The following is a 26,355-nucleotide window of genomic DNA, read 5'->3' on the forward strand; positions in this document are numbered from 1 at the left end:
GATTGAACCTAACGAAAAACCGCCCATGGAACGCCGTCACCTGGAGTACTTCGTCACCCTGGCCGAGGAGCTGCACTTCGGTCGTGCGGCCCTGCGCCTGGGCATTGCTACTCCAACGCTGAGCGTGCAGATCCAGGACATCGAGCGTCGCCTCGGCACGCGCCTGTTCGACCGCGGCCGGCGGGAGGTGCTGCTGACCTCGGCAGGCGAGGTGTTCCTGGCCGAAGCCCGTGATGTGCTGCGCCGGTTCGAACAGGCCGAAACCATGGGCCGGCGCGCCGGGCGGGGGGAGATCGGCAAGATCGAGATTGGCTACGTCGGCTCGGCGCTGTATGCCGGCGCGTTGCAGGATCAGCTCAGCCGGTTCCGCAGCCGCTACCCGGGCGTGGAACTGCAGGTGAGCGAATGGCCGATGGGCGAGCTCCCGCAGCTGCTGCAGGAAGGACGGGTCGATGTGGTGTTCTGCCGGCCTCCGATGGATGTACCTGACAGTTTCGGCGAACACACCCTGGTCGAAGACCAGTTCTGCGTGGCGCTGCCGGAAACCCATCCGCTGGCGCGGGCCAGGGCGCCGGTACAGCCGGCATCTTTGGCCCGGGAGGGCTTCGTCATGCCGGAGCAGCCGGTGGGTGCAATGGAAGTCGGGCGTCGCGGCGGTTTCATTCCACGTATCCGTTCCCAGCCCGGGCATCTCGCGGCGGTGTTGGCCGAGGTATCGGTCGGCGTCGGTTCGGTGGCGATCGTGCCATCGGTGCTGCAACGCACGCTGGTGCTGCCCGGGATGATCTACCTGCCACTGGCCGGTCCCACCATCGTCTCGACCATCGCTGTGCAGTACCGGCGTGGGGAGACCTCGCCCGTGGTGCGACGGCTGATCGAGCAGGTGAAGGAAACGCCGTGCAGGCGCATCGACATGTTGCCCCTGGCCTGAGCTCCGCCCGGCAGCTGGACGATTGCTACACTTGCGCCACCTGCATTCGCATTCGATGGACACCATGAACAACGGGAACGGTCCGCAGACAGTTCGCTGAGCCGCAACAACGATGCAGACGTTGTTGCGGTGATCACCCCTGCGATGCACGCGAGGTGGATGGATCACCGCCGGATTCACTCTGGGCGGAGATTCCCCATGTTCAATCGTCAGGCCCCGCGTTGGGCCCATACCCTGCCATCGGCCATTGCGCTGATGGCGCCGTTCGACCTCCTGGCCTCGCTGGCCATGGATATCTATCTTCCCGTGGTACCGGTGATGCCGCAGGCATTGCAGACATCACCAGCGGTGGTGCAGCTCACGCTGAGCATCTACCTGCTGGTGCTCGGCCTGGGCCAGTTGCTGTTCGGTCCGTTGTCCGACCGCATCGGGCGGCGGCCGGTCCTGTTGCTGGGGGCGTTGCTGTTCGCGCTTGCGTCGCTTGCGTTGGCCATGTCCAGCAGCGGCGCAGCATTCCTGGCCTGGCGAACCGTGCAGGCGGTGGGAGCGTCGGCGGCATTGGTGGCGACCTTTGCCACGGTGCGTGATGTGTATGCCGATACACCCGAAGGCGCGTCGCTGTATGGGCTGTTCGCCTCGATGCTGGCCTTCGTGCCGGCGCTGGGGCCGATGCTGGGTGCGCTGGTGGCCACGGCAGCGGGCTGGCGTGCGATCTTCGTGTTGCTGGGTGTGCTTGGCCTGATCGCCTGGCTGCGCGCGCAGCGCCAGTGGCAGGAAACCCGGCCAGCAGGCAGCAGAGAGGCGCGTCCGGCACTGCGGAGGATGCTTGGCAGTGGCGCCTTCTGGACATACACGCTGGGGTTCAGTGCCGCGATGGGGACGTTCTTTGTGTTCTTCTCGATCGCACCGCGCGTGCTGGTCGGGCGCATGCAGTACTCGTCGATCGCGTTCAGCCTGGCATTCGCAACGGTGGCGCTGATGATGATCATCACCTCGCGCATGGCGAACGTCTTCATCGCACGCTGGAATACGCGCGGAACCTTCGTGCGTGGCCTGTGCGTGATGGTGGCAGGGGTGCTGCTGATGGCACTCGGTACGGCGTTGCCATTCTCATTCGCCACTGTCGTGCTGCCCATGTGGGGCATTGCCGTAGGGCTGGTGATGGTGGTCTCGGTGGCCGCCAACGGCGCGCTGCGAGACTTCGCCGATGTGTCCGGCATGGCGGTGGCGCTGTATTACGCCGTACAGAGCGTGATCGTGGCCGGCTTCGGGACATTGGCTACCGTGCTGCTGCCGGGGGATACGGTGTGGCCGTTGGTGGCCTATGGCCTGCTGCTGTCACTGGCCAGTCTGATTGCTGTGGCGGCGTTGCGGTGCCGCGCATAGCCTTGGGCGGTGGATGAAAAAAGGGGCGGCCATGAGGCCGCCCCAACCCGTCAAGCGATCATGTGCGTGGTACTAGAAGCGCACCGACCAGCGCACATTCGCACTGTGATCGCGGCTCTCGCTGCCGTACTGGCCGCTGTAGCCCAGCTCCAGCTGCTGGCGGGGCGTCAGCCACGCCGCCAGGCCCAGCTCGGCCACTACGGCGTTGTCTGCAATCGGAGCGCCCTCGACCACGAAGGTGGTGCTGCTGTTGGCGAAGGCGAGGTTGCCGACCTGGCTGCGGTCGCCGGAGGCGCGGCGATAGCCGACACCGCCGCGCAGGTGCAGCCAGCTGTCCTGCTGGAACGATGCCTTCAGGCCCTTGTCGAAGCGCACGCCCGCCGTGGCGATCGTGGTGCCGGTGTCGTCCACCTTGCCGTGCAGGGCCGCCGCGCCGCCGCGTTCGTTGATCTGTTTCAGGTCGACCTCCACGCGTGCGATCTGCAGGTACGGCTCCAGTCCGGCCTCTGGACCACCAAAGCGATAGCCGGCTTCGATGAAGGCCTGGCGGGTATGCGCGTTGTAGCGTGCGCTCAGGCTGTCGCTGAAGCCAGCGAAGTCGACATCACGCGTGCTCTTCACCTTGTGCTTGCTCCAGGCCACGCCACCGCGCAGGCCGAAACCACCCCAGTTGTGGCCCGCGTAGGCACCGAAATGGGAGTTGTCGATCTTCGACTTGGCTCGACGCTCCTGTTGCTTCACGTCGGTACGGCCGGTGCCGGCCAGCACGCCGACCTGCCAGCCGGAGAACTCGCGGTCGATGCCGACCAACAGGCCATTGCTGTTGGCTTCGGTGCGGGCGGTATTGCTGTTGCCATCCAGCTTGCTGTTGCCACCAAGGGCCTGCACCCATGCACCGGTGGCGTCGCCCGCATCGGCACCCGGGGCGACTGCACCGGCACGACGTGACAGTGCAGAATCGCGCACGTAGCGGCTGCCCTCGACCAGGGCCAATGCCGTGGCCGGATGCAGCTCGCCGCTGAGGCCGTCGAGCACGCCGCCCACCTGCTGCGGGAACAGTTGCGTCAGCGGCTTGGGCAGGCCCTGGTTGATCGCCAGCACGTCAGCGGCGCCGGCCACCGCGCGTTGATTCGGCGTGGTGGCGGCACTGGCCAGCGAGGCGCCGCGGGCCACATCAATGCGTGTGCCATTGGCCCCGTAGGCCAGGCTGAACTGCAGGAAGGGCGAGAACGCACTGAAGTCGGTTTTGGCGAACTGGCCGCTGACGCCGCCATCGGCGCGGATGAAGTTGAACTGTTCGCCGAGGTAGTAGGTGCCCGGCTCCGGCAGTGCGACCAGGGTGCCGCCGAGGGTGGCGGTGCCGGTCACGCGCAGCTGGTCACTACGCCCGCCCGGCGCGAGCTCGGCCGCATAGATGCCGGTTGCGCCCTGCACGTAGTCGCCGTTGATGGTCAGCGTGCCGATCGAGTTTCCGGGCGCGATGATGCCGTCCACACGGGTGGTGCCCAGCGTACCGACACCCTTCAGCAGGCCGTTGACACCGACCGTGGTGGTGCCGCCAGTCTGCGTGCCGTTGAAGGACACCACGCCACCGTTGACGGTCAGGTTGCTGTCCTTCAGCAGGCCGCTGGCGCTGACCGTGCTTACGCCACCGGTGGTGTTCAGCGCGGTGGAGACCAGGCTGCCGTTGAGCAGGAACTGGCCACCCTGGACCTCGATCGCTGACGTGAGCGTGTTGGCACCGTTCAATTCCAGCGTGCCGTCCTGCAGTACCGCGCCGTTGAAGGTGTTGTCGCCAGTCAGGCGCAGCCATCCGATGCCGGACTTGGTCAGCTTGCCGGGGCCACCGATGTCGTTGGTCCAGTCATCCCAGGCATCGCCTTCCCACACCTTCAGGCCACCGGCCTTCTGGTTCATCACCACGTTGGTGTCCACGCGCAGCGAGCCGTAGCCTTCGATGGCCTTGCGCAGGTCGACCATGCCCCAGCCGTAGATCTCATCGACGCCCGGATCGCCCAGATCGCGGGCGGTGGTCAGCAGCACGTCGCGGACCTGTGCGCTATCGAGATAGGGGAAGCGCTCAAAAAGCAGCCCGAGAGCACCGGTAATGTGCGGGGCCGCCATGGACGTTCCGCTCTTCTCTCCATAGCCGTGCGTCGGCACGCGCTGAGTTACGTCAAGCGAGATGTTGCCATTCGCATCGGTGCGAATATCTGCCGTTGGCGGGGCAGAGGGGTCGTAGGTAGTTGAGTTGATGTCTGTCCCAGGCGCCGCAATGCACCAGTTGGCGCTCAGGCCACATTTGTTTGATCGATTGCTCAGCGTCAAGTCCTCCTGGACGTTGACCACGCTGAGCCAGTACCGCTCGATGTCGGGAAGGGCTCGCGGCAAGGTTGCATATATGCCGGCAATCGGACTTTCCTCAGGCGTGGGAATTTCCACATCAGTGTTGCCGGCTGCCCAGACCTGAATCATGCCCCTGGCGCGTGCGCCGTCCGCGAAGATGGAGAGTCTCTCAAGCCATTCGGGATCGCTGTATCGGCTATCAAATTCAGCTGCTGACTTGGGCTCTTCAGCCAATCCCCAGCTGTGATTGATCGCACGCACGCCCTGGGTATTCATCTGATCGTATAGATCGACAAGCGCCGAATTCTCTGGCCCTGTGGACTTAACCCGCGTATCAAGACCGAGTCCTTTGAGATAGATCTCGGTGACGCTGTTAAAGAACAATCTGGCGACGGTCAGATCTGCACCGAATCCCACGCCATGCATGCCTGCGCCATCCCGATTGGCAGCGATGGTGCCACCCACATGGGTGCCATGATCCTCATAGGATGCGTTTCGCAGGAGCTCGCTAATCTGCGGGTCGCGCAGAATCAGATCGGCAATGAACTTGGGCATCTTGGGATCAAGCGTATACCGCTGAACCTGCACCTCATCGCCAGCACTGGAGAAGCATGCATCCGGACCCGTCAATGCAGTCCTGTTCGTACACCGGCTGCCATCGCTCAACAGATCAGCAATAGTGATGCTGCGATGATTCTTGCCGGCGAGTTCCGGGTGATCCAAGCCGGTGCCGCTGTCGAACACCCCCAGCCGGACGCCAGTGGCGGTCAGCCCCCGCGCGTACGCAAATTGGGCATTCATTGCACCCAGACCCCAGTCGGCATTGAATTCGTCCGTGCGCCAGCTGGCCGGGTCACCCGGCTTACCGAGAATCGAAGTGGTGCTGGCTGCTGCTGCGGCTGCTGCAACCGGCAACTGAAGGGGCGTGGAAGAGGGCGCCGACGTGGCAGGTTGCGCCCAGGCCGCCTGCAATTGTCGCTGTTGCTGCCAGGTGTCGAGTGATTCGCTGGCGATGGCGGGCGTAGCAGCCAGCAGCAGGGAACTGGCTACAGCCAGTGCGAGGCGGCTATGCATCGGAGAACGGGAGTGGGACGAACGGCCGTGCAGCGGGTGATTCATCGGACAACTTCCTTGGATGACGGACTACAAAGCCGTTAACGCCAAGGCACGGCGATACCCCCCAGCTATGTGGCAGGAATTTTATGAACACGTTAATTGGGCGTGACGCTGGCGTTCACTCCATCTCCCGGAGGCCTCGCTACCGTGGCCCGGCCTGGGCTCACCAGGCTTATCAAGGAGTGATGTCGATGCGTACTTTCAGGAAAATGATCGCGGGTGCGGTGTTCGCCTTGGCCTGCAGCGGTTCGGTTGCTGTGGCTGGGCCGATTCCGCCATGCGATCTTCCCTGTTGGAAGGCTTACCAGGCGTGTCTGTCCGGTGGCGTTGATGCGATGGAATGCCAGTACGAATACGATCGTTGCATCATGGATCGCTGCGGCGCTGTGTAAGCAGTGGCAATGCAGGATTGATGACGAGCCCCGTCCCCGACGGGGCTCTTCTGTTTCAGCGCCGCCCGCTTGCAGGCCATGCACGCAGCGGCGAGGATGGGGAATCGCATCGGAGCCGCCGCGCATGGCCGTCAAACGTGTCGTCGCCAACATCGCCACGCCTGACCCTGCGCGTGCCGCAGCGTTCTATGGCGAGCTGCTGGGCATGCCGGTGGTGATGGACCACGGCTGGATCGTCACCCATGGCGGCGAGGGCAGCGCGCTGGCGCAGGTCAGCTTTGCCACTGAAGGGGGATCCGGCACGGCGGTGCCGGATCTGTCGATAGAAGTGGACAACCTGCAGGAGGTGCTGGATCGCATGCGCGCGGCCGGCATTGCGCTGGAGTATGGCCCCGTCGATGAACCCTGGGGCGTGCGCCGCTTCTTCGTACGCGACCCGTTCGGGCGCTTGTTGAACATCCTCGCCCATTCCTGAGCGACGACGAGGACTTCAGCGGCGCGTGCCGCCTCGCTTCGGGGCTGGCGACACGCCGACCATGCGCAGGCAATCGTCCACCACGGCGCCGATGAAGGCATCGGCATCCTGCGCTGGTGCGGCGATCAGGTCGTCGGTGGCGCCGTGCACGCCGGCATAGATCAGTGAGGCGGTGACCTGCGGCGCGGGCAACTGCCAGAGGCCATCGGTGATGCCGGCGTCGAGGATGGCCAACAGTTGCTGCTGGATTGCGTTGCGTTCGGCGTTGCCACGCTGGTGGTGGTGATGGTTGGCGTACACCACATCGTGCAGCGCATGGGTGCGCACGTAGAGCTCGATGTTGGCGCGGATCCAGGCACGCAGGCGCGCCACGCCATCGCTGGCAGGGTACTGCTGCACGGCGCGGTCGACGTCTTGCACGAAACGCTGGGTATAGCGCTGCGCCAGTGCCTGCAGGATCTCGGTGCGTGAGGCGAAATAGGTATAGAAGGTGCCCTTGGCCACGTCGGCCGCAGCAACGATGTCGCTGATGGTGGTGGCGTCCACGCCCTGCGACAGGAACAGCGCCTGCGCGGCATCCATCAGTTCTTCCTGGCGGGTTTCCGCGGGCTTGGTGCGAGGCCTGGCAACAGCTGGGGTCTGCATGGTGGGCAAGGTCCGGGTGCGACGGCCGCCATTCTAGCTGCCCTTCGGGATTGACTGACCGCCAGTCATTGACCGACGGTCAGTCAATGGCTACGATGCGCGCACATCCTCCCCCCGGGATCCGCACATGAAGCGTTTCCAACGTCCGGCCCTGGTGCTGGCCGCCTACCTCGGCACGTTCCTCGCCTCGCTGGACATCAGCATCGTCAACGTCGCACTGCCGACCCTGCAGCAGGCGTTGAATACCGACATGGCCGGCCTGCAGTGGGTGATCAATGCGTATGCGATCGCGTTGTCGGCGCTGATGCTGTCGGCGGGGCCGCTCGGGGACCGTTACGGCCATCGGCGGATGTGGTTGCTCAGCGTCGCCACCTTCACTCTTGGCTCGTTGCTCTGTGCCTGTGCCGGCAATCTTGCGACGCTGGTGGCTGGACGCGCGGTGCAGGGCATCGCGGGCGCGCTGCTGATTCCCAGCGCGATGCCGATTCTCAGTCATGCATTCCCTGATCCGCGCCAGCGCGCGCGGGCGATCGGTGGCTGGTCGGCGTTCAGTGCGTTGGCCCTGGTGCTTGGGCCGTTGCTGGGCGGGGTGCTGGTACAGCGCGCTGGGTGGCCGAGCATCTTCCTGATCAACCTGCCACTGGGCCTGCTGGCGCTCATGCTCGGTGCCTGGGGGATTCCCGAGCGGCGGCATCCAGAGCATGCCGCGCTGGATCCTGCCGGGCAGCTGCTCAGCATGGTCGCGCTGGGTGCGCTGAGTTACGGCCTGATCGCGATCGGCGAGCACGGCCTGCTGGCGCCACTGACCCTGTCGGCCATGGGCATTGCGGGCGCTGGCCTGATCCTGTTCGGCATCGTCGAACGCCGGGTGGCACGCCCACTGCTGCCGTTGGACCTGTTTGCCGATCGCCGTTTCGGCATGCTCAATCTGGCATCGTTCGTGCTGGGCTTCACCGCCTACGCGAGCCTGTTCTTCCTGTCACTGTTCTTCCAGCAGGCGCAGGGGCATAGCGCAGCCCTGGCAGGCGCACAGTTGGCGCCGCAGTTCCTGTTGATGGGTGTGGTCTCGTTGCTGTTCGGGCGCTTGGTCGTGCGCGTGGGGCTGCAGGCTGCGCTGGTCTCGGGCTATGCGCTGGCCGGCGTGGCGCTCTGTGCGATGGCCGCGTTCGAGCCGCTGACCTCGCGCGGATATGCCAGCGGCTTGCTGATGCTGCTCGGCATTGGAATGGGGCTGGCGGTTCCCGCGACCGGCATGGCGGTCATGGCCAGCGTGCCGGCCGAGCGCGCAGGTATCGCTTCAGCCACCATGAACGCATTGCGCCAGGCCGGCATGAGCCTGGGCATCGCGCTGCTGGGCAGCCTGATGAGCCTGCGTGCCGTGTGGCATTTCACCGCATCCGCGCAGGCCGCGGGGCAGCCGGGGTTGGCCGCACACGCGCGCGAACTGATCCTGCAGCCGACCCCGCTGCAGGCGGCACCACCACTGCTGGCGTGGTATCGCAGTGCGATGGCCAGCGGCTTCGGCTGGGCCATGGCCGTGGCCGGCGCGCTGACCCTGGTTGCTGCCTTCGGCCTGCATCGGCAGCGCGCACCGGCCTGACGCCCGGCATTCAGCCCTGCTGGCGTTGTCGGCCCTCTGCGGTGCGTTCGATCTCCTGAGGCTGTTGTTGCTGCTGGCGCGCATTGGCGTGGCGAGCGTGTCCACCTTCACGACCGATCGCGGCCATGTGCTGGCGGTTGCGGCTGATTGCCTCGCCGCCCTTGCGGCCAGCGACACGTGCTTCGGCTGGACTGAATTCATGCGCGTTGCCAGAGGCATGTGCGGCACGCCCGCCCTTGGCAGCGATGGCGCGCTGCTTTTCCTGGTCCATTGATGCGAAACCCCGGTTGGAGCTGCGCGGGTTCTGCTCAGTCATGTGAAATCTCCTGCGGTGTGGGCGCCGCCTTCGTAGACGACGGCACCCATGCTTGGCCATCGCACGCTAAGTCCAGGTCGCCATCTTCGCCATGGCTTTCACGCGCCCTGCGCACGGGGCTGATGACGCAGCCATTCAGGCGGGCGCCGCCTTCGCCGCCGCCAGTGCCATGCCACTGACCACCGCCGCGATCGTCTCCACGTCTGCCAAGGGTGCTCCCCGGTTCAATCGTGCCTGCAGCGCCCCATGGGAGACGGCGAAGACGATCGCCTGCCCAAGCAGGGCGTGGGTGCGCAGCAACGTCTCGACGCTGGATGGTTCGCTGCCACGCAGGCACGCCACGCACGCAGCCAGCGTGGTGTGCAGGGGTTCGAACAGCGTACGGTGGGCGCTGGCGAACGCGGCCGTCGGTTGGATCTGTTCGCGTGCCAGCAGCAACGTGCGTGGGCCCGCATCCGGCGCCGACAACAAGGCGTGGACAAATGTCCGCATCAATTCCTGCAGCTGCTGCGCGGCCTGCCGCGTGCCGCTCGGTGGCGCCGCCGGCAGCGGCAGTCGTTCGGCGATGGCTTGAGCGCAGCGCTGCAGAACGGCGTCATACAGTTCCAGCTTGCCGCCGAAGTGATATGGGATGGCCGATTGGCTGCAGCCAGCCATGTCCACCAGCTGGCGGGTGCGCACGCCCTCCACGCCGAACGCGCTGAACAGCTGCAGCCCCGCGTGCAGCAGTCGGGCTCGGGTCTGACCGCTGCGTGTCTCGGCCGCGCGCCGCCGTGCCGGTGTCTGCAGGTGGGCGATGAACTCAGGCATCGGCCTGCATCAACCGTGTCGAGTTTTCATTGAGCGCGATACCCGCCTCCGCGCCGACGATGACCGTACCGCCAATGTTGGCCATGTGTCGGCCGAATGCACAGTTCGGTTCGAAGGCGAAGCACATGCCGGCCTGCAAGGGCAGTTCGCGCCCGACAGTCGGCAGCGGCGCGATGTGCGCATATCGTGCGGCCTCCGGCAGCGCTTCGATGCCGGGTGCACGGCCAAAGCCAATCGGTCCATAGGGGTTGAGGCTGTGGACCAGCGGGTGCACGTGCCAACCGCCCGCCGCCAGCAGGGGCGCTTCCATCGCGTCGACGACATCGCCGAAGGTATTGCCCACGCGCAGTGCGGACAGGCCTGCTTCGTAGCTGCTGCGGGCGACGGCGGCGGAGCGATGGATGTCCTCGTGCACCTCGCCGATGGCAACCGCGGCCTGATGCTGGGTTTCCATCAGCCCGTACAGTGCGAAGATCTCCGACAACACCAGGTCACCATCGCGCAGGATGCGCGGCGGTTGTGCACGGTACTGCCAGGCGGGTGGTCCCCAGCCTACATACTCCGGGCCCGAGCCGAGCAGCACCTCGGCGGTGTAGCCCCCCAGCGAGAAACAGGTGGCGGTCACTGCGGCCACCAGTTCGGCTTCGGAAACACCTGGCCGAGCAGTGGTACGCAGCGCCTCGCTCATGGATTCACCGATCCAGGCGGCATGCGCGATCAGCGCCAGTTCCTCCTGGCTCTTTACCGAGGCGCGCTGGAAGAACGCGCGGTACACCGGTACGAATTCCGCGCCCGGCACTGCCGCCTGCATGCCCTGCAGGGTGCGCGCGGGCATCGCGCCGTCGAAGTAGAACGGCGGATAGGGCTCCAGCCCCAGCACGCCGATACGTGCCGAGCGCAGGCCACACTGCTGCAGCCAGCGGCCAACCTCCTGACCGGATTTGCCAACCCATAGCTGCTCGGGCGCGATCCACTGCAGGTCGCCGCGCAGGCCGGCCTGCAGGTGGTCTGCAATCATCAGCGAGGCAAAGGTGAACACCCGGGGCGGCTGGTCGCCGACGAACACCACGATCGAGCCGGGCCGGTCATTGGTGAAGTAGCAGTCCGGCGAGAAGCCGGCGGGTGCGGCGGCTTCGCGGTCGCCATGCACAACCAGGGCATCGAGGCGTTCATTGGCCATGATGTCGCGGGCCAGCGCCCAGCGGCGGTCGCGTTCCATCAGGCTGAGCGGTGCGGGAGGCGTGCGCATGTGGGGTACTCCAGGGGAAAGAGCGCGCAGGCTCGATCACGCAGATGAATGAATCAACCGCTTGAATCGGCATTGCATGTGCGTTGCTGCGGGGGCAACTGAAGTCGGCGATTGCGCAGCGTTGCCGATGATCGTGATGGGGCCACCGCCGCTGTTGATAGGATGCGCAACAACGCCACTCGCCTGGCCACAACAGGGACGTAGAACATGAACAGGATTGGATTGATCGCATTGCTGGCCTGTACCGCCCCCGTCCATGCGGCCAGTCCCCTGTTGTCCGGCAGCTTTGTCCACGTCGGCTATTCGGCTACCGACGAACAACTACCGGCCACGCAGTTGCCGCTGTTCCTGGATGAACTGCAGGACCTGGGCAACGACACCCTCATCCTCGGTCAGGTTCGTGCCACGCGTGCGGGTGTGGGGTGCGCCAGCGGTGTGCAGGATTTCGAATGGATCGCCGGTTTCCCCGGCAAGCTGGGCACCGTCCTCGATGCGGCGGCCGCGCGCGGCATGAAGGTCGTGGTCGGTACCACCTACAGTTCGGGACAGTGCGGCACCTTCTGGCAAGGCCAGAACGCAACGGCCGTGGCGCAGGACGCCGCGCAGTCGCTGGCCCAGCTTGGCCAGCAGTACGGATCGCATCCGGCCTTCGCCGGCTGGTACATCACCGACGAGCCGGCACAGGTACCGGCTGATCGTGCGCCCTTCTATCGTGCGATCGTGACGGCCCTGAAGGGCAGTACCCCGTCCAGGCCGGTGATGGTCGCCCCCTACCTGGCGTCATCCAGCGTGGATCCGGCAAGTGTCGCGCGTGCGGCGGCGCAGTTCCGCACGGCTACCGGGGTGGATGTGCAGATCTGGCAGGACGGCATCGGCGCCGCCTCGCATGCGCGCTTGTTCCAGTGGGATCGCCCGGGTCATTCCACCGAGGCGTATTACGAGGCGCTGTCGGCGGCGTTGGGTGCCAGCGGCCTGTGGGCCGATATCGAACTGTTCAACCATGGCAGTCCGTTGTTCCTGGAGACCGGCAACGGGTTGTCCGGCGCCTACCGCTCCGCTTCGGTGCAGCGCATCAACCAGCAGTTGTGGAGTGCGCGTTCGGCCGGCAAGCGCGTTGCCTGGCTCAACCAGTACCACATGTCCGAGGTGGTCGGTCCCGGCCAGGGCTATGCCGAATCGCCGCGGATGATGAACACCTATCGCGGGCTGTATGGGCTCGGCGCGTCCTACCTCGTCGATCCGGTGCAGACCGCGTACAGCTACAGCGTGGCACCGGATGCGAACTATCCGGACAGCAGTGGCCACGAGCTGTTCGATCGTCGGGTGGGGGACCCGCGCAATCCGATGGATGCCGGCTGGGTGGGCGTGCACGGCAACGTCAGCATCACCATCGACCTCGGCCAGCGTCGGCGGGTGGACTGGATCGGCCTGCACACGATGACTCGCCCCGGATGGGGCATCGTCACGCCGACGTCGGTGGAGGTGATGTGCACTGAGCCGGGTACTGCAGCAACCAGCATCGGCATGTTGTCGGCGCCGTTCACCCAGGCGGGACTCAGTGGATCGAACGAGGAGGAATACGTGCTGGGCAACGTGGCGCCCCTGGCTGCGCAGTGCCGCACACTGGAGCTGCGGCTGGCCAATGGCAACTGGACCTTCCTCAGCGAGATCGAGATCGCGGCCGAGCAGTAGCGATGTCAGCGTTCGCGTGCGTCGTGCAGCCGCTGTGAGAACGGCCGCTGTTCAAGCGCCTGCAGTGCGTCGCGCAGCACCTGCTCCAGTGACTGCCCGAGATCGGTATCCAGGCTGCGCGCCGCGCGCGCCGTAGCCTGCCACTGTGCCTGCAGCGCCGGCAGGACCTGCAGCGCCTGCGGGCTGAGCTGCAGGATGCGCTCGCGGCTGTCCTCGCCGATGGCGGTATGCAGCCAGCCGTCGTGCACCATCGCTGAAACCGTCTGGCTGAGCGCCGAATGGCTGAGCCCGCAGGCCAGTGCCAGGTCCTTGATGCGGCAGGGGCCCTGCGCCATCAACGTGCGCAGCACCGGGGTGTAGCGCGGCCGGTAGTCCAGCTGCAGGTCGCGATAGGCCTGTTCGACCGCCGGATCGAGCTGATCAAGCAGGGCGCGCAGCAGGGTGCCCAGGGTGGCGTGTTGGAGATCCATGGGTGTGATGATATATAAGCGCTTACATATCATCAACGTGGGGTGCGGTCATGGCGGTTTCGTGGATGCTGGGCGCGGTGCTGGCGGCGTCCTGCCCGGCCCAGGACGCGGTGCTGCAGGCGGCGGCCACGGCGATACAGGCGCACTACCTGGACGTGGCCGAGGGCGCGCGCATTGCCGGGGCCGTGCGCGGCTGGTCCAGCCAGCAGCGCTATGTGGACAGCTGCGCGGACCCGAAGGTCTTCAGTGCGCGCCTGAACCAGGACCTGGATGTGTTCGACGGCCACTTCCATGTGGAACGGGTGGATGCCCGCGCCGGGCAGGACGATTGGCTGATGGCCTGGCGCGCGGATGCGCGTGGCAATGCTGCGGGCGTGCGCGAAGTGCGGGTGCTGGAGGGCAACATCGGTTACCTGCGCCTGAGCACCTTCTATCCGGTGGATCTGGCCCGGCCCAAGCTGGCGGCGGCGTTCAGCCTGCTGGCCGACACCGATGGCCTGGTGCTGGACCTGCGCCAGAACGGGGGCGGTGATGATGGCAGCGCGGACCTGCTGGTGCGCACGCTGCTGGAGCCAGGCGTCACCGCAGTGCAGGCGCTTGAGCAGCGTGGCAGGCGTACCCCCGTACTGCTGCCGCCAGCGAGCCTGCCTTTGTACCTGAAGCCGCTGGTGGTGCTGATCGACCGCCGTACCGGTTCGGCCGCCGAGTTCGTGGCGTACTCGCTGCAGGCGCTGGGACGAGCGCAGATCGTCGGCAGTCGCAGCGGCGGCGCCGCGCATATGTTCGATGATCCTGTACTGCTGCCGGATGGCTATCAGATCAGCATTCCGGACCGGCAGCCGATCAATCTGCGCACCGGCGGCAACTGGGAGAAGCGCGGCGTCATGCCTGATACGCCGGGAGGTGATGATCCGTTGTTCATCGCACGGCAGCTGCTGGCCCCGATGAAGTCGTCAGGATGAACGCATATCTGCAACGCCTTCCTATCGCGGATGCGCGGCTGCATGCCTAGAATCGAAGCATCCCGGTAGTTCCCGGGCGCTTCGAGTGAATGGACTCAATGAAGATTCTGTTGACCGGCAGTTCCGGGCGGATCGGGCGGGCGATCTTCGGCGCGTTGGCGGCGGCCCATGAAGTGGTGGGGCTGGATCGCAGCCCGTTCGCCACGACGCGCATCATTGCCGATGTCACTGATCGTCAGGCGGTCACGCGGGCGGTGCAGGGTGTCGACGCGGTCATCCATACCGCAGCGTTGCATGCCCCGCACGTCGGGCTGGTGCCGGATGCGGTGTTCCAGCAGAGCAATGTGGACGCCACCGCGCACCTGCTGCAGGCGGCACGCGAGGCCGGTGCACGGCGCTTCGTGCTGACCAGCACCACCGCCCTCTACGGTCACGCGGTGGTGGCCGGCGGCTGCCGCTGGATCGACGAGGACACCGAGCCTCTGCCGCGCACCATCTACCATCGCACCAAGCTGCAGGCCGAGGCTCTGGCCGAAGCCGCAACCGCGCCCGGTTTCAGTGTGCGCGTGCTGCGCATGGGCCGCTGCTTCCCGGAACCGCCCGAGCGCATGGCGATGTTCCGCCTGCACCGTGGCATCGACGCGCGGGACGTGGCCAGCGCACATGCCGCGCTGCTGCACGATGAGGGCGCTGCCTTCGCCCGCTACATTGCCTGCGCACCGACGCCGTTCCGGCGCGAGGATTGCCTGGAACTGGCGACCCAACCACGCGGGGTGCTGGCCCGCCGCGCCCCGCAGTTGCTGGCCGAGTTCGAGCGCCGTGGCTGGCCGCTGCCGCTGAGCATCGACCGCGTCTACGACAGTGCGCTCATGCGCAGCGAACTCGGCTGGCAGCCGCGCTTCGGTCCGGACGACGTGCTGCAGCAGTACGCCGCTGGCAGCATCGAAGTGCTGCCGCGGGCGGAATGGATCAAGGACCGCGTTGCCGAATAGGGCGGCCGCGGGGCGGGTTCCTGACCCGACCCTGAGCAGGTTCAGGAATGTGCAGGCCGGCCGCCTCAACCTCGTTGGCAGGCGGCCGCTAACCCGGTGCGCTTCCAGTGCCGGGCATGCCCCGGCGGCCGGTGGCCTGCGCGATGGATCGCGCGCCTGCGCGGTGCCCTCGCGGCGCCGGTCGTCCTGAACTGCCTTGCGGACCTTTCCATGCCTCCTTCCCGCTCCGCCGCTGCCCGCCGCCCGGGCAGCATTGCCCACAAGCTGATGCTGGGCACCGCTGTGATCGCACTGTTGTGCTTCGGCCTGACCGCGTTCCTGATCTACCGCCAGGCCAGTGCCAGCCTGATCAACGCCTCGCGCCAGACCCTGTCCAGCGAAGCCACCGCCGAAGCGCGCCAGGTCTCGGCTGACCTGGGCACCGCTTTCGCCAGCAACGATGCCATGGTCGAAACCGTGCTCGCCCAGCGTGCGCGCGGTGACGTGCCCGATCGCGCCAGCCTGGCGGCAGTACTCGGCGAACAGCTGCGTACCCACCCGGAGTGGCTGGGCAAGAGCACCATGTGGGAGGCCGATGCCTTCGACGGCAAGGATGCCGAGTTCGTCAACACTGAAGCGCACGACGCCACCGGTCGCTACATGAGCTACTGGGCCTGGCACGACGGCAAGCCGCAGCAGTCGCAGATGACCGACTACACCGAGACCGCCAGCGGTTCCGGTGACTGGTACATGGTGCCCAGCCGCGACCAGCTGCCCAAGGTCAGCGAGCCCTATGCCTATGACATCGCCGGCCAGCAGGTGCTGATGAGCACGCTGAGCACGCCCATTGTCGAGAATGGCAGGTTCCTCGGCGTGTTCACCGTCGATTTCTCGCTGGCGGCGCTGCAGAAGCACCTGGCCACGTTGAAGCCGATGGGGGCTGGCAGCGTCGAACTGCTGTCGCCGAAGGGCGTGGTGCTGGCCTCGGCCAATGCCGCTGAGATCGGCAAGCCACGCAGCGACGCGCTGACCCGCAGCATGCTGGCCGACATCGCTGCCGACCGTCCGTTCGAGGCTTTCAGCCCCGATGCGGCCGGCAACGTGCGCGTGTACGTGCCGCTGCGCGTGGGCGACGCCCCGCAGCGCTTCGCGCTGGGCGTGGTGATGCCGCATTCGGTGATCGTCGCAGAGGCACGTCAGTTGCTGTGGCTGACCCTGCTGGTCGGTGTGGTGGCAGCATTGACCCTCAGTGCGGGTGTCTATGTTCTGCTGCGCCGGTTGGCAATCCGTCCGTTGGCCGAAGCGGTGCGCGTGGCCGGTGATGTCGCCGCTGGCAAGCTGGACAGCACCCTGCCGGCACGCAGCAATGACGAAGTGGGGCGCCTGCTGGACGCGATGCAGGGCATGCGCGGCCAGCTGCAGGCGGTGATGGCGGCGCAGGCGGAAATGGCGCGCCGCCACGATGCCGGCGAGCTCAGTTACCGCATGGACGCCGCGGCGTTCCCGGGCGAGTACGGCCGCATGGTGGCCGACAGCAACCAGCTGGTGGCCTCCAGCAACGCGGTCACCCAGCGCCTGGTTGAAGTGATGCAGCGCTACGCCGTTGGCGACCTCAGTCAGGACATGGAAGCGCTGCCGGGCGAGAAGGCGGTGTTCACCGCCGCGATGGCCACCACCAAGCGGAACCTGGCCGCGATCAATGAACAGATCCAGCAGCTGGCTGCTGCGGCCGCTGCCGGTGACTTCGCGGTGCGTGGCGATGCCCTGTGCTTCGACCACGACTTCCGCCGCATGGTGGAAACCCTCAATACCATGATGCAGGTGAGCGACCACAACCTGGCCGAGCTGTCGACACTGCTGCGCGCGATCGCCGCAGGCGACCTCAGCGCGCGCATGCAGGGCGACTTCCACGGCGTGTTCGCGGTGATGCGCGACGATGCCAACAGCACCGTGCAGCAGCTGACCCGGATCGTCGGCCAGATCCAGCAGTCGGCGGCCAGCATCCGCCTGGCCGCGGGTGAAATTGCCGCGGGCAACAGCGACCTGTCGCGGCGTACCGAGCAGCAGGCCGCCAACCTGGAAGAAACGGCGGCCTCGATGGAGGAATTGACCTCCACCGTGCGCCAGAACGCCGACCACGCGCTGCAGGCCAATACCCTGGCCGGTTCCGCGGCCGGCGTTGCCAGCGAAGGCGGGCAGGTGGTCAGCCAGGTGGTGCAGACGATGGAGCAGATCGAAGCCTCCTCGCAGCGCATTGCCGAGATCATTTCGGTGATCGATGGGATCGCCTTCCAGACCAACATCCTGGCGCTGAATGCGGCGGTGGAAGCGGCGCGTGCCGGCGAGCAGGGCCGTGGCTTCGCCGTGGTCGCCAGCGAAGTGCGTGCGCTGGCACAGCGATCGGCGGGTGCGGCCAAGGAGATCAAGGAGCTGATCGACGCCTCGGTGGCGCAGGTCGGTGCCGGTGCGCAGCTGGTGCACGGCGCGGGCCGTACCATGCAGGAAATCGTCGGCCAGGTCGGCCGGGTCAACGAGATCATGGCCGAGATCTCGGCGGCCTCGCGCGAGCAGTCGGCGGGCATCGAGCAGGTCAACCAGACCGTGGTGCAGATGGACGAGACCACCCAGCAGAACGCCGCGCTGGTGGAAGAAGCCAGCGCCGCCGCGCGGGCGATGGAAGAACAGGCCGAGCAGCTGGCGGTGGCGGTCTCGCGTTTCCGCCTGCAGGCCGAGCCGGTCGCCGTGGCACGCCACGCGGCCTGAGTCCCGGCATGCGCAAAAGAAGACGCCCGGCCAAAGCCGGGCGTCGTCGTTTCTGCTCGCCGGTGTGCCGGAATCAGGTCCGGCAGCTGCAATGGCTCAGAACATCCCTTCGAAGGGGTTCCAGCTGGCCCTGCCCTTCACCTGTTCCAGGTAGTAGCTGTAGTTGGTGCTGGAGGCGACCAGGAAGTTCATGGCGATGAACAGCGCACGGGCGACGATGTCCGGCAGGAACAGGGTGACGAGGGTCAGCACGATGTTGATGCCGAGCACGACCAGCGCCTTGCGCCACATGCCCAGGATGAGCAGGTAGATGAAGCCGAAGAAGAAGGCGAAGAAATTGATGTTGACCTTCAGCCGGTCGCCGAAGGACAACGCCTTCCAGGCCTGCTTGAAACCCGGCTCCTTGGGCGCGCCGTGCTGCTGGAAGAAGTTGAAGCGGAACTGCCACTTCGGGCTGAAGCGGGAGAGGTCGACTGTGTTCATTGACGTATACGTCCTTGTAGGAAAACGGTTCCATGATAGATGTCGCGAATTCAGGAAACTACCCTCCGGCGTCAAAAATGTGACGTTCTTTGCCGTGTGAAGCTGCGGCTGTGCGCCGCACCGTCACCCATCCGCCTTGTTTTTAGGATAGGGTGCGCAGTTCCGCTGCCGCCCCAGCTGAATCTGTGCGGCGGCGGGATGTCCATGGAGGTTGCATGACCACACCTGCTACACCGGAAAACGCACCGGGACCGGTGCTCCTGCCGACACCTGAAGTGGTGCAGGCACAACAACTGCTCGCACGCCAGCAACTGGCGGTGGCAATGGACCGTGCGCGCACGGCTGCCACGCAGGATGCGGCCCAGGCCGCCCTGGAAAGCGAGTGATCCGCAACACCGCCGATCGCGCTGGCCTGTCGCCAGCGCGATCGCGGCGCGCGCCGCCGGTCAGAACCGCGCGGTCATGCTCAGGAAGTAGCTGCGTCCGGCCACGAAGTAGTCGGTGGAGCCTTCGGCATACAGCTTCTTGTCGGCCAGGTTGCTGACGCCGCCGCGCAGGGTCAGCACCTCGTTGACGTTCCACGCTGCGGTCAGGTCATACAGGGTGTAGGCCTTGAGGAAGGTCGTCGCCGTGCCGGTCTGCTTGCCGGTGTACTGCGCCGACAGGCTGCTGGAGAACACCGTACCGGGTGTCCAGTCCAGCGACGAGTAGCCGGAGAATTCCGGTGTATCGATCAGGTTCCTGCCGGTGGTCAGGTTCTTGGCCTCCTTCATCCAGGTGGCCGAGGTACGCCAGCGCCAGTGCTCACCGAAGCGGAAGTTGAGGTTGCCTTCCATGCCGCTGGTGCGCGCCCGCTGCACGTTGCTCATGCGCGTCCACCAGATGCCGTTGAACCGGCCCAGTGGGGCGTACTCGATCTTGTTCCTGAAGTCGGTATGGAAGTAGGTCAGGCCGGCATCCACCAGATCGTTGTCGAAGCTGATGCCGATCTCACGGTTGGTGCTGGTTTCCGGATCCAGGTCCGGGTTGCCGGCCATGTAGCAACCGCCACGGGTATAGCCCAGCGGAATCAGCGAGGTGCAGCCACGACCACCGGACTGGGTGGCGGCGGTGGCCGAATTCTCGGTCAGGCTGGGCGCGCGGAAGCCTTTGGAAACGCCGCCTCGGATCGTCCACTGCTCGGCCGGATGCCAGACCAGGTAGGCACGCGGGCTGACGTGGCTGCCGAACTTCTCATGGTGGTCCAGGCGTGCGCCCAGGGTCAGCGCCAGGGTGCGGTGCAGCTTCAGTTCGTCCTCGACGAACAGCGCCCAGGTGTCCACTTCCAGGTTGGAGCCGCTGACGGCATTGCCGGCATAGTCGATCGGCGCACGGCCGATGGTATCGGTGTTGGTCAGTTCCTGGCGCTTCCACTGGCCGCCCACGGCAAACTGGTGTTCAACCCCCAGGGTGAACGGCGTGGTCAGGCTGCCTTCGATGATCGTATCGGTGGCCTCGGAGCGGCCGGTGGCACCAATGTCGTTCTTGTACTCGGTCCAGTAGGCGCTGAGCTTCGAGTTGCCGAAGCTCCACTTGCCATCGTGATTGAGGGCCAGCGAGCTGCGCTTGAGTTCACTGGCGCCCCAGGCGCCTTCGTCCTGTTTTTCCAACGAGGCATCGATGAAGGCCTGCTGCACGCCATGACCAGCTTCCAGCGACAGCTCCTGGGCGTCGCTGAGCTTCCATTGCAGCAGGGCGTCAACATTGCGGTCCTTCTCGCCGGCGTAGGCATTGCCGTAGACGCCGCCGTTGGACCGGTCCGAGTCGCGGCGCATGCTGTTGGCGCCGATACGCAGGCCGAAGCGTTCACCAAGCGGGCCGGAGAACGTCGCGCCGATCTGCTGGGTATCGCCGCGCTTGCCATCGCCGGGGCGGGTATAGCTGTGGGTGGCGCTGCCGTTCCAGTCATCGCCGATGCGCTTGGTGATGATGTTGATCACGCCGCCCATGGCGTCGGAGCCGTACAGCGACGACATCGGTCCGCGTACCACCTCGATGCGTTCGATCTGGTCGGGCGAGATCCAGTTCAGATCCTGGCGGCCGAGGTCGGGGCGGTAATTGGTCGAGGCCGAGCTGCCCATGCGCTTGCCGTCCACCAGCACCAGCGTGTAGTTGGAGGGCATGCCGCGCAGCTTGATCTTGGACTGCTCGCCCGCCGCGCTGAGGCCGCCGGTTACGCCCGGCACGCGGCTGAGCAGGGTGGCCAGGTCGTGCACCGGCTGGCGCTCGATGTCCTCGCGGCTGATCACGCTGATGCTGGCCGGGGCATCCTTGATCCATTGCTGGTTGCCCGAGGCGGTGACCACCACGGTATCCAGGTCCTTGGTGGAGGCATCTGCGCTGGCTTCGGCGGCGGCCAGGCCGGGCAGGGCCAGCAGGCAGGCGGTGGCCAGGGCGGTGGCCAGGTGGGTGCGCGGCAGGCGCGGGGAACGGGAACGGGACGGCAGGGACATGACGGCTTCCATCGGAGAGAGTAGGGACCCGGTGGAAACGGCAGGCGCAGGCGGACCGCAGGCAGCCCCTTCCATGGGTCGTCGGCGCGCGGTGTGGACCGGCGCAGCTGGGTGGGTCTCAGCCGTGCGGAAGACGGCAACCTGCCTGGTTAATGAAATGATAACCGTTCGCGTTTGTTACGATCCAGTACCCCCGGTGACAAAGCGACAACCTGCCGCACCGTCACGGCACGCCTGCTGTTTGCTGAATGGGGATAAATGCGGGCGTAGACCTTCGCACGCGGCTTACATCCGGCGCCCTAGACTGAGCCGCATTTTCGATTCCGCCCCGTTGGAGATCGTGTGGGTTCCGGTAGTGACAGACATCGACTGTGCGGCCAAGCGCCGGCACAGCCAGGACAAGTGCGGGCGCCGGGAAGGCGCGCCGGGAACCTTCGTGCATGCAGCCCGGCCGGGACGGCCGGCCATGCCGACCGTGGGGAGTAAGCGGTGATGGGGGGTCAAACCATCCACGCGGAAGCGGATGCACCCCGGCTCGACGCCGGCTGGGCGCTGCTGCCGGCCGAGTCGCCGCTGCAGATGCCCGAGCAGACCCTGCGCGAAGGCGAGCTCAAGGTCCGCCGCCACCGCACCTCGCCGCGCCTGATCGGCCTGCGCCGGCTGTATATCTTCGGTGGCACCCTGGGCATGACCGCCATCGCCACCCGCATGATGTGGCGAGTGCTGTCGGCCAATGGCATCAGCGTGCTCGAAGCGTGCCTGCTGGTGCTGTTCGTCGGCCTGTTCGCCTGGATCGCACTGTCCTTCGCCAGTGCCCTGGCCGGCTTCCTGACCGCCGTGTTCGATCGTGGCTACCGCCTCGGCATCGATCCGGACAAACCGCTGCCGACCGTGCACAGCCGCACCGCGCTGCTGATGCCGACCTACAACGAAGACCCGCGGCGCCTGCTGGCGGGCCTGCAGGCCATCTACGAATCAGTGGCCGCCACCGGCCAGCTGGAGCGCTTCGACTTCTTCGTGCTCAGCGACACCCGCCGCGAGGACATCGCACGCGCCGAGGAACAGGTGTTCGCCGAGCTGCGCGAGCGTGTGCCGGATGGCCGAACGCGCCTGTTCTACCGTCGCCGCGGCGACAACAGCGGGCGCAAGGCAGGCAACATCGCCGACTGGGTCCGCCGCTTCGGCGGTGCCTACCCGCAGATGCTGATCCTCGATGCCGACAGCCTGATGACCGGCGACAGCATCGTACGCCTGGTGGCTGGCATGGAGCACAACGCCGATGTCGGTCTGATCCAGACCCTGCCGTCGGTGATCGGCGGCCGCACCCTGTTCGCCCGCATGCAGCAGTTCGGTGGCCGCGTGTACGGCCCGGTGATCGCGCGCGGCGTGGCCTGGTGGCATGGTGCCGAGAGCAATTACTGGGGCCACAACGCGATCATCCGCACCCGCGCTTTCGCCGACCACGCCGGCCTGCCGGCGCTGCCGGGACGCAAGCCCTTCGGCGGCCACGTGCTCAGCCATGATTTCGTTGAGGCAGCGCTGATGCGCCGTGGTGGCTGGGCTGCGCACATGGTGCCGTACCTGGGCGGCAGCTACGAGGAAGGCCCGCCGACCCTTACCGACCTGCTGGTGCGCGACCGCCGCTGGTGCCAGGGCAACCTGCAGCACGGCAAGGTGGTCGGCAGCCGCGGGCTGCACTGGATCAGCCGCACGCACATGCTGATCGGCATCGGCCACTATTTCACCGCGCCGATGTGGGCGATGCTGATGCTGATCGGCATCGCCATCCCGCTGTTCCAGGAGGGCATCGATTTCAACGCCCTGCTGCACCTGTCGCCCAGCGTGTACTGGCGCGCCCAGGACGAAGAGCAGGTGGTGCGCCTGTTCGCGGCCACCATGGCGGTGCTGCTGTTGCCCAAGGTGCTGGGCTACCTGGCGATGCTGCTGGACCCGGTCGACCGCCGTGGCTGTGGCGGTGCGATCCGCGCCTTCGTGTCGATGCTGGTGGAAACGGTGCTGGCCGCACTGATGGCGCCGGTGGTGATGTACGTGCAGTCGCGCGGCGTCGCCGAGGTGCTGTCCGGGCGCGACTCGGGCTGGGACGCGCAGCAGCGTGACGATGGTGGCATCTCGTGGCTGGCGCTGATCCGCGGCTATGGCGGCCTGGGTGTCTTCGGTGCCTTCATGGGCGTGCTGGCCTGGGCGGTTTCGCCGTCGCTGGCCGCGTGGATGGCACCGGTGGTGATCGGCATGGTGCTGGCGGTGCCGGTGGTGGCGCTGACCTCTTCACGCGGCCCGGGTGCCTTCCTGCATCGCCTTGGCCTGCTCGATATTCCCGAAGAGAACATTCCGCCACCGGTGCTTGTGCGTGCGGCACAACTGCGCCGGGAAGCGGCCGAGCAGCCGCCGCTGTACTGATCCCCCTGCGCCAGCGGCATAATGCGGCTCGAACTTGAAGGAGCCGCATCATGCTGCAAACGGTGGAACAGGAAACCGGCGCCTCGCCGCAATGGTCGGTGATCTGGCTGCACGGCCTCGGGGCCGATGGCCATGACTTCGCGCCGATCGTGCCGGAACTGGTGCGCCCGCACTGGCCGGCCCTGCGCTTCGTGTTCCCGCATGCGCCGGTGCGGCCGATCACGATCAACAACGGTGTGCCGATGCGCGGCTGGTACGACATCGTCGGCATGGATTTCCGTTCGCGCGCCGACATGGTGGGCGTGCAGGAATCGGTGGTGCAGCTGGACGCGCTGATCGCGCGCGAGATCGAGCGCGGCATCGCGCCCGGGAAGATCTTCCTGGCAGGCTTTTCGCAGGGGGGCGCGATCATCCTTACCGCCGCGCTGTCGCGCACCGCGCCGCTGGCGGGCCTGATCGCGCTGTCCACCTACCTGCCCGAAGCTGAAAGCGCCAAGCGCATTGAGGGGGCCGTGCAGGTGCCGGTGTTCATGGCCCATGGCAGCAGCGATCCGGTGATTCCGCAGGCGGTGGCCGTACACAGCGCACAGGCTCTGCAGGCGCTGGGCCTGGAAGTGGAATGGCACAGCTACCCGATGGCCCACCAGGTCTGCGCCGAAGAGATCCAGGCGCTGGGTGACTGGTTGCAGGAACGGCTGGGCGCTGCCTGAGCCATGGCCCCGGCCAGCACACCGCCGTGGATGCCGGAGCTGTGCCGCCTGCCGCGGCTGGCGGCAATGCTCGGCCTGGCCGAACTGGTGGTGGTGGTGCTGGCGCTTGCGCCCGACGGTAGCCGTCACTGGACCTTCGGCGAACTGCTGTCGGCCAGTGGCTTCGCGTTGTGGCTGGCGCTGGCGGTGACCGCCAGCCTGTGCCTGCTGCGGCAGACGCTGTCGAGGCTGCCGCAGCTGCTGGGGGCCGTCGCGGCGATCACGCTGGCGACCCTGATCGCGGTGATCTGCGCCGGCATCGTGCATGCGCTGTACGCGGTGCTGGGGGACAACTTTGCCCGGGGAATCAGCTTCTGGCGCTTTACCCTGGGCAGCGCGGCCACCACTGCGCTGATCACCGCGCTGGCCCTGCGCTATTTCTACGTGAGTGACCGCTGGGCCGCACAGGTGCAGGCCAATGCCCGGGCGCAGGCCGACGCCCTGCAGGCGCGGATCCGCCCGCATTTCCTGTTCAACAGCATGAACCTGATCGCCAGCCTGCTGCATCGCGACCCGGCGGTGGCCGAACGTGCGGTGCTCGATCTGTCCGATCTGTTCCGTGCAGCCCTTGGGGCAGGCGAGGGTGATTCCACCCTGCGTGACGAATGCGAGCTGGCCGAGCGCTATCTGTCGATCGAATCCCTGCGCCTTGGAGAACGCCTGCAGGTGCGCTGGCAACGCGATGAACCGCTGCCGTGGGACCTGCCATTGCCGAGGCTGGTACTGCAGCCACTGGTGGAAAACGCGGTGCTGCACGGCATCTCGCGCTTGCCCGAAGGCGGCACCATCGAGCTGCAGGTGCTGCGTGCGGGCAACGAGCTGCAGATCCGCGTGCGCAATCCCGCGCCCGATCCACAGGCCCCGGGATTGGTGCTGGCACGTGGTGCCGGCCATGCCCAGCACAGCATCGGCCATCGGTTGGCCTGGCGCTTCGGCAGCGCCGCGCGGATGACGGCTGGCTGGAGCGAGGGCTACTATGCCTGCCAGGTGACAGTGCCGATCCAGTGAGGGGATGATCGTGAGGGTAGTCATCGCTGATGACGAACCGCTGGCACGTGAGCGCCTGCGCAGCCTGCTGGCCGCGCAGGACGGCGTGGATGTGGTGGCCGAGGCCGGCAACGGCGAGCAGGCCCTGCACGCGTGCGCGGAGCTGCAACCGGACCTGGTCCTGTTGGATATCGCGATGCCCGGGCTGGATGGCCTGGAAGCCGCCCGCCATCTGGCCAGCTTCGAGCCGCGGCCGGCCGTGGTGTTCTGCACCGCCTACGATGCGCATGCGCTGTCGGCGTTCGAGGCCGCAGCGATCGATTACCTGATGAAGCCGGTACGCGCAGAGCGCCTGGCGGCGGCGATCGCACGCGCACGCACGTTCCTGGCCGGCCGTGACGGCCAGCCGCAGGAACACAGCGGGCAGCAGGCACGCAGCGTGCTGTGCGCACGTCTGCGCGGCAGCCTGCGGTTGATTCCGCTGGACGATATCCACTACCTGCAGGCCGAGGAAAAGTACGTGGTGGTGCACCACGCTCGCGGCGAGGACCTGATCGAGGAATCGTTGAAGTCGCTGGAGGAAGAGTTCGCCAGCCGCTTCATCCGCATCCATCGCAACTGCCTGGTGGCACGTCACGAGCTGGTGGAACTGCGCCGCGGCTCGGGCGGGCAGGTGCAGGCGGTGCTGCGGCATGGCAAGCAGCCGCTGGAAGTCAGCCGCCGCTGCGTGGCGACGCTGAAGCAGGAACTGCGGCATCTGTGAGTGTTCCGCGCGGCCTGCGGCCGCGACTGCTTACGAGCAACGTCTGAAGCAACAGCAACAGCAAATTGTCGGCTCTGTGTTGTTGCGTGTTGGGTGAGGCGGGATGGGCGGGCGGGACACGCCGTAAACCCATCCATGGGGGCTCGATGGCGCCATCCATGGCGCCAACGGTCCCGCCCGCCCATCCCGCCTCACCCTCACGAACTTCCCGGTGACGGACGGCAAGAGCATTGGTGTTATCGGCTGGGAAAGAGGGGTCAGATCCCTTTTCCTGCGGAAAAGGGATCTGACCCCGGAAGCCGTCGGCTGTTGCTTTTGCTTCTGCTTTTTTTCTTTTGA

22 protein-coding genes are annotated in these 26,355 nt (G+C 66.5%); 14 read left to right on the forward strand and 8 right to left on the reverse strand.

Annotation, left to right across the window (positions count from 1 at the left end; genetic code table 11):
- Positions 1-25: 25 nt before the first annotated feature.
- Both VPH47_RS02390 and cml read left to right on the forward strand, forming a co-directional pair.
- Positions 26-931: a LysR family transcriptional regulator gene (locus VPH47_RS02390; protein WP_368850044.1), complete on the forward strand. Its 906-nt coding sequence runs from the start codon at positions 26-28 to the stop codon at positions 929-931.
- Between the two features lie 198 nt (positions 932-1,129).
- A complete protein-coding gene (cml, locus tag VPH47_RS02395) occupies positions 1,130-2,317 on the forward strand; it encodes a CmlA/FloR family chloramphenicol efflux MFS transporter (RefSeq protein ID WP_368850045.1) in 1,188 nt (395 codons plus the stop codon).
- 72 nt (positions 2,318-2,389) lie between these two features.
- Here cml and VPH47_RS02400 read toward each other — a convergent pair whose 3' ends face one another.
- On the reverse strand, positions 2,390-5,782 hold the full coding sequence (locus VPH47_RS02400) for an autotransporter domain-containing protein (RefSeq protein WP_368850046.1): 3,393 nt from the start codon (positions 5,780-5,782) through the stop codon (positions 2,390-2,392).
- Between the two features lie 188 nt (positions 5,783-5,970).
- Here VPH47_RS02400 and VPH47_RS02405 point away from each other — a divergent pair, with 188 nt between their 5' ends.
- Positions 5,971-6,171: a hypothetical protein gene (locus VPH47_RS02405; protein ID WP_080291777.1), complete on the forward strand. Its 201-nt coding sequence runs from the start codon at positions 5,971-5,973 to the stop codon at positions 6,169-6,171.
- A 124-nt stretch (positions 6,172-6,295) separates the two neighbouring features.
- Positions 6,296-6,646: a VOC family protein gene (locus tag VPH47_RS02410; RefSeq protein WP_368850047.1), complete on the forward strand. Its 351-nt coding sequence runs from the start codon at positions 6,296-6,298 to the stop codon at positions 6,644-6,646.
- Positions 6,647-6,661: 15 nt separating this feature from the next.
- Here the strand turns inward: VPH47_RS02410 and VPH47_RS02415 are convergent, their stop codons facing one another.
- Positions 6,662-7,291, reverse strand: a complete 630-nt coding sequence (locus VPH47_RS02415) for a TetR/AcrR family transcriptional regulator (protein WP_368850048.1) — start codon at positions 7,289-7,291, stop codon at positions 6,662-6,664.
- 127 nt (positions 7,292-7,418) lie between these two features.
- On the opposite strand from VPH47_RS02415, the gene VPH47_RS02420 reads away from it, so the two are divergent.
- The gene (locus VPH47_RS02420) at positions 7,419-8,891 is read left to right on the forward strand and encodes an MFS transporter (protein WP_368850049.1); all 1,473 of its coding nucleotides are present in this window, start codon (positions 7,419-7,421) and stop codon (positions 8,889-8,891) included.
- A 10-nt stretch (positions 8,892-8,901) separates the two neighbouring features.
- On the opposite strand, the gene VPH47_RS02425 is transcribed toward VPH47_RS02420, so the two are convergent.
- The 3 genes from VPH47_RS02425 to VPH47_RS02435 all read right to left on the reverse strand — a co-directional run bounded on the left by VPH47_RS02425 (position 8,902) and on the right by VPH47_RS02435 (position 11,266).
- Complete coding sequence (locus tag VPH47_RS02425) at positions 8,902-9,207, reverse strand: KGG domain-containing protein (RefSeq protein ID WP_110713835.1); 306 nt, start codon at positions 9,205-9,207, stop codon at positions 8,902-8,904.
- A 135-nt stretch (positions 9,208-9,342) separates the two neighbouring features.
- Positions 9,343-10,017, reverse strand: coding sequence for a CerR family C-terminal domain-containing protein (locus VPH47_RS02430; RefSeq protein ID WP_368850050.1), 675 nt, complete (start codon positions 10,015-10,017; stop codon positions 9,343-9,345).
- Entirely contained in the window at positions 10,010-11,266 is a 1,257-nt protein-coding gene (locus tag VPH47_RS02435; protein WP_368850051.1) for a M24 family metallopeptidase, read from the reverse strand. The genes VPH47_RS02430 and VPH47_RS02435 overlap by 8 nt, the downstream gene beginning before the upstream one ends.
- Positions 11,267-11,473: 207 nt before the next feature.
- On the opposite strand from VPH47_RS02435, the gene VPH47_RS02440 reads away from it, so the two are divergent.
- On the forward strand, positions 11,474-12,958 hold the full coding sequence (locus VPH47_RS02440; protein ID WP_368850052.1) for a DUF4434 domain-containing protein: 1,485 nt from the start codon (positions 11,474-11,476) through the stop codon (positions 12,956-12,958).
- A gap of 5 nt (positions 12,959-12,963) precedes the next feature.
- Here the strand turns inward: VPH47_RS02440 and VPH47_RS02445 are convergent, their stop codons facing one another.
- Positions 12,964-13,428 carry a MarR family winged helix-turn-helix transcriptional regulator gene (locus tag VPH47_RS02445; protein ID WP_368850053.1) on the reverse strand — a complete coding sequence of 155 codons (465 nt, stop codon included), beginning with the start codon at positions 13,426-13,428 and terminating at the stop codon, positions 12,964-12,966.
- A 50-nt stretch (positions 13,429-13,478) separates the two neighbouring features.
- Here VPH47_RS02445 and VPH47_RS02450 point away from each other — a divergent pair, with 50 nt between their 5' ends.
- The 3 genes from VPH47_RS02450 to VPH47_RS02460 all read left to right on the forward strand — a co-directional run bounded on the left by VPH47_RS02450 (position 13,479) and on the right by VPH47_RS02460 (position 18,124).
- Entirely contained in the window at positions 13,479-14,390 is a 912-nt protein-coding gene (locus VPH47_RS02450; protein ID WP_368850054.1) for a S41 family peptidase, read from the forward strand.
- A 98-nt stretch (positions 14,391-14,488) separates the two neighbouring features.
- Positions 14,489-15,382: an NAD-dependent epimerase/dehydratase family protein gene (locus VPH47_RS02455; RefSeq protein ID WP_368850055.1), complete on the forward strand. Its 894-nt coding sequence runs from the start codon at positions 14,489-14,491 to the stop codon at positions 15,380-15,382.
- 210 nt (positions 15,383-15,592) lie between these two features.
- A complete protein-coding gene (locus tag VPH47_RS02460; protein WP_110713827.1) occupies positions 15,593-18,124 on the forward strand; it encodes a methyl-accepting chemotaxis protein in 2,532 nt (843 codons plus the stop codon).
- A gap of 96 nt (positions 18,125-18,220) precedes the next feature.
- On the opposite strand, the gene VPH47_RS02465 is transcribed toward VPH47_RS02460, so the two are convergent.
- Positions 18,221-18,607, reverse strand: a complete 387-nt coding sequence (locus VPH47_RS02465; protein WP_180853976.1) for a DUF2628 domain-containing protein — start codon at positions 18,605-18,607, stop codon at positions 18,221-18,223.
- A gap of 215 nt (positions 18,608-18,822) precedes the next feature.
- Here VPH47_RS02465 and VPH47_RS02470 point away from each other — a divergent pair, with 215 nt between their 5' ends.
- Positions 18,823-18,993 carry a hypothetical protein gene (locus VPH47_RS02470; RefSeq protein WP_180847132.1) on the forward strand — a complete coding sequence of 57 codons (171 nt, stop codon included), beginning with the start codon at positions 18,823-18,825 and terminating at the stop codon, positions 18,991-18,993.
- Positions 18,994-19,053: 60 nt separating this feature from the next.
- Here VPH47_RS02470 and VPH47_RS02475 read toward each other — a convergent pair whose 3' ends face one another.
- On the reverse strand, positions 19,054-21,099 hold the full coding sequence (locus VPH47_RS02475; protein WP_368850056.1) for a TonB-dependent receptor: 2,046 nt from the start codon (positions 21,097-21,099) through the stop codon (positions 19,054-19,056).
- Positions 21,100-21,591: 492 nt separating this feature from the next.
- Here VPH47_RS02475 and mdoH point away from each other — a divergent pair, with 492 nt between their 5' ends.
- Genes mdoH through VPH47_RS02495 form a run of 4 tightly spaced genes read left to right on the forward strand, consistent with a single transcriptional unit; the run spans position 21,592 to position 26,016 of the window.
- On the forward strand, positions 21,592-23,517 hold the full coding sequence (gene mdoH / locus VPH47_RS02480; RefSeq protein WP_110713822.1) for a glucans biosynthesis glucosyltransferase MdoH: 1,926 nt from the start codon (positions 21,592-21,594) through the stop codon (positions 23,515-23,517).
- Positions 23,518-23,567: 50 nt separating this feature from the next.
- Positions 23,568-24,227, forward strand: coding sequence for an alpha/beta hydrolase (locus tag VPH47_RS02485; protein ID WP_153854582.1), 660 nt, complete (start codon positions 23,568-23,570; stop codon positions 24,225-24,227).
- 3 nt (positions 24,228-24,230) lie between these two features.
- On the forward strand, positions 24,231-25,274 hold the full coding sequence (locus tag VPH47_RS02490; RefSeq protein WP_197611093.1) for a sensor histidine kinase: 1,044 nt from the start codon (positions 24,231-24,233) through the stop codon (positions 25,272-25,274).
- A gap of 4 nt (positions 25,275-25,278) precedes the next feature.
- On the forward strand, positions 25,279-26,016 hold the full coding sequence (locus VPH47_RS02495) for a LytTR family DNA-binding domain-containing protein (protein ID WP_153854581.1): 738 nt from the start codon (positions 25,279-25,281) through the stop codon (positions 26,014-26,016).
- The last annotated feature ends 339 nt before the right edge of the window (positions 26,017-26,355 follow it).

It is taken from the genome of Stenotrophomonas sp. WED208 (genome assembly GCF_040984485.1).
GTDB classification, from domain to species: Bacteria; Pseudomonadota; Gammaproteobacteria; order Xanthomonadales; family Xanthomonadaceae; genus Stenotrophomonas; species Stenotrophomonas riyadhensis.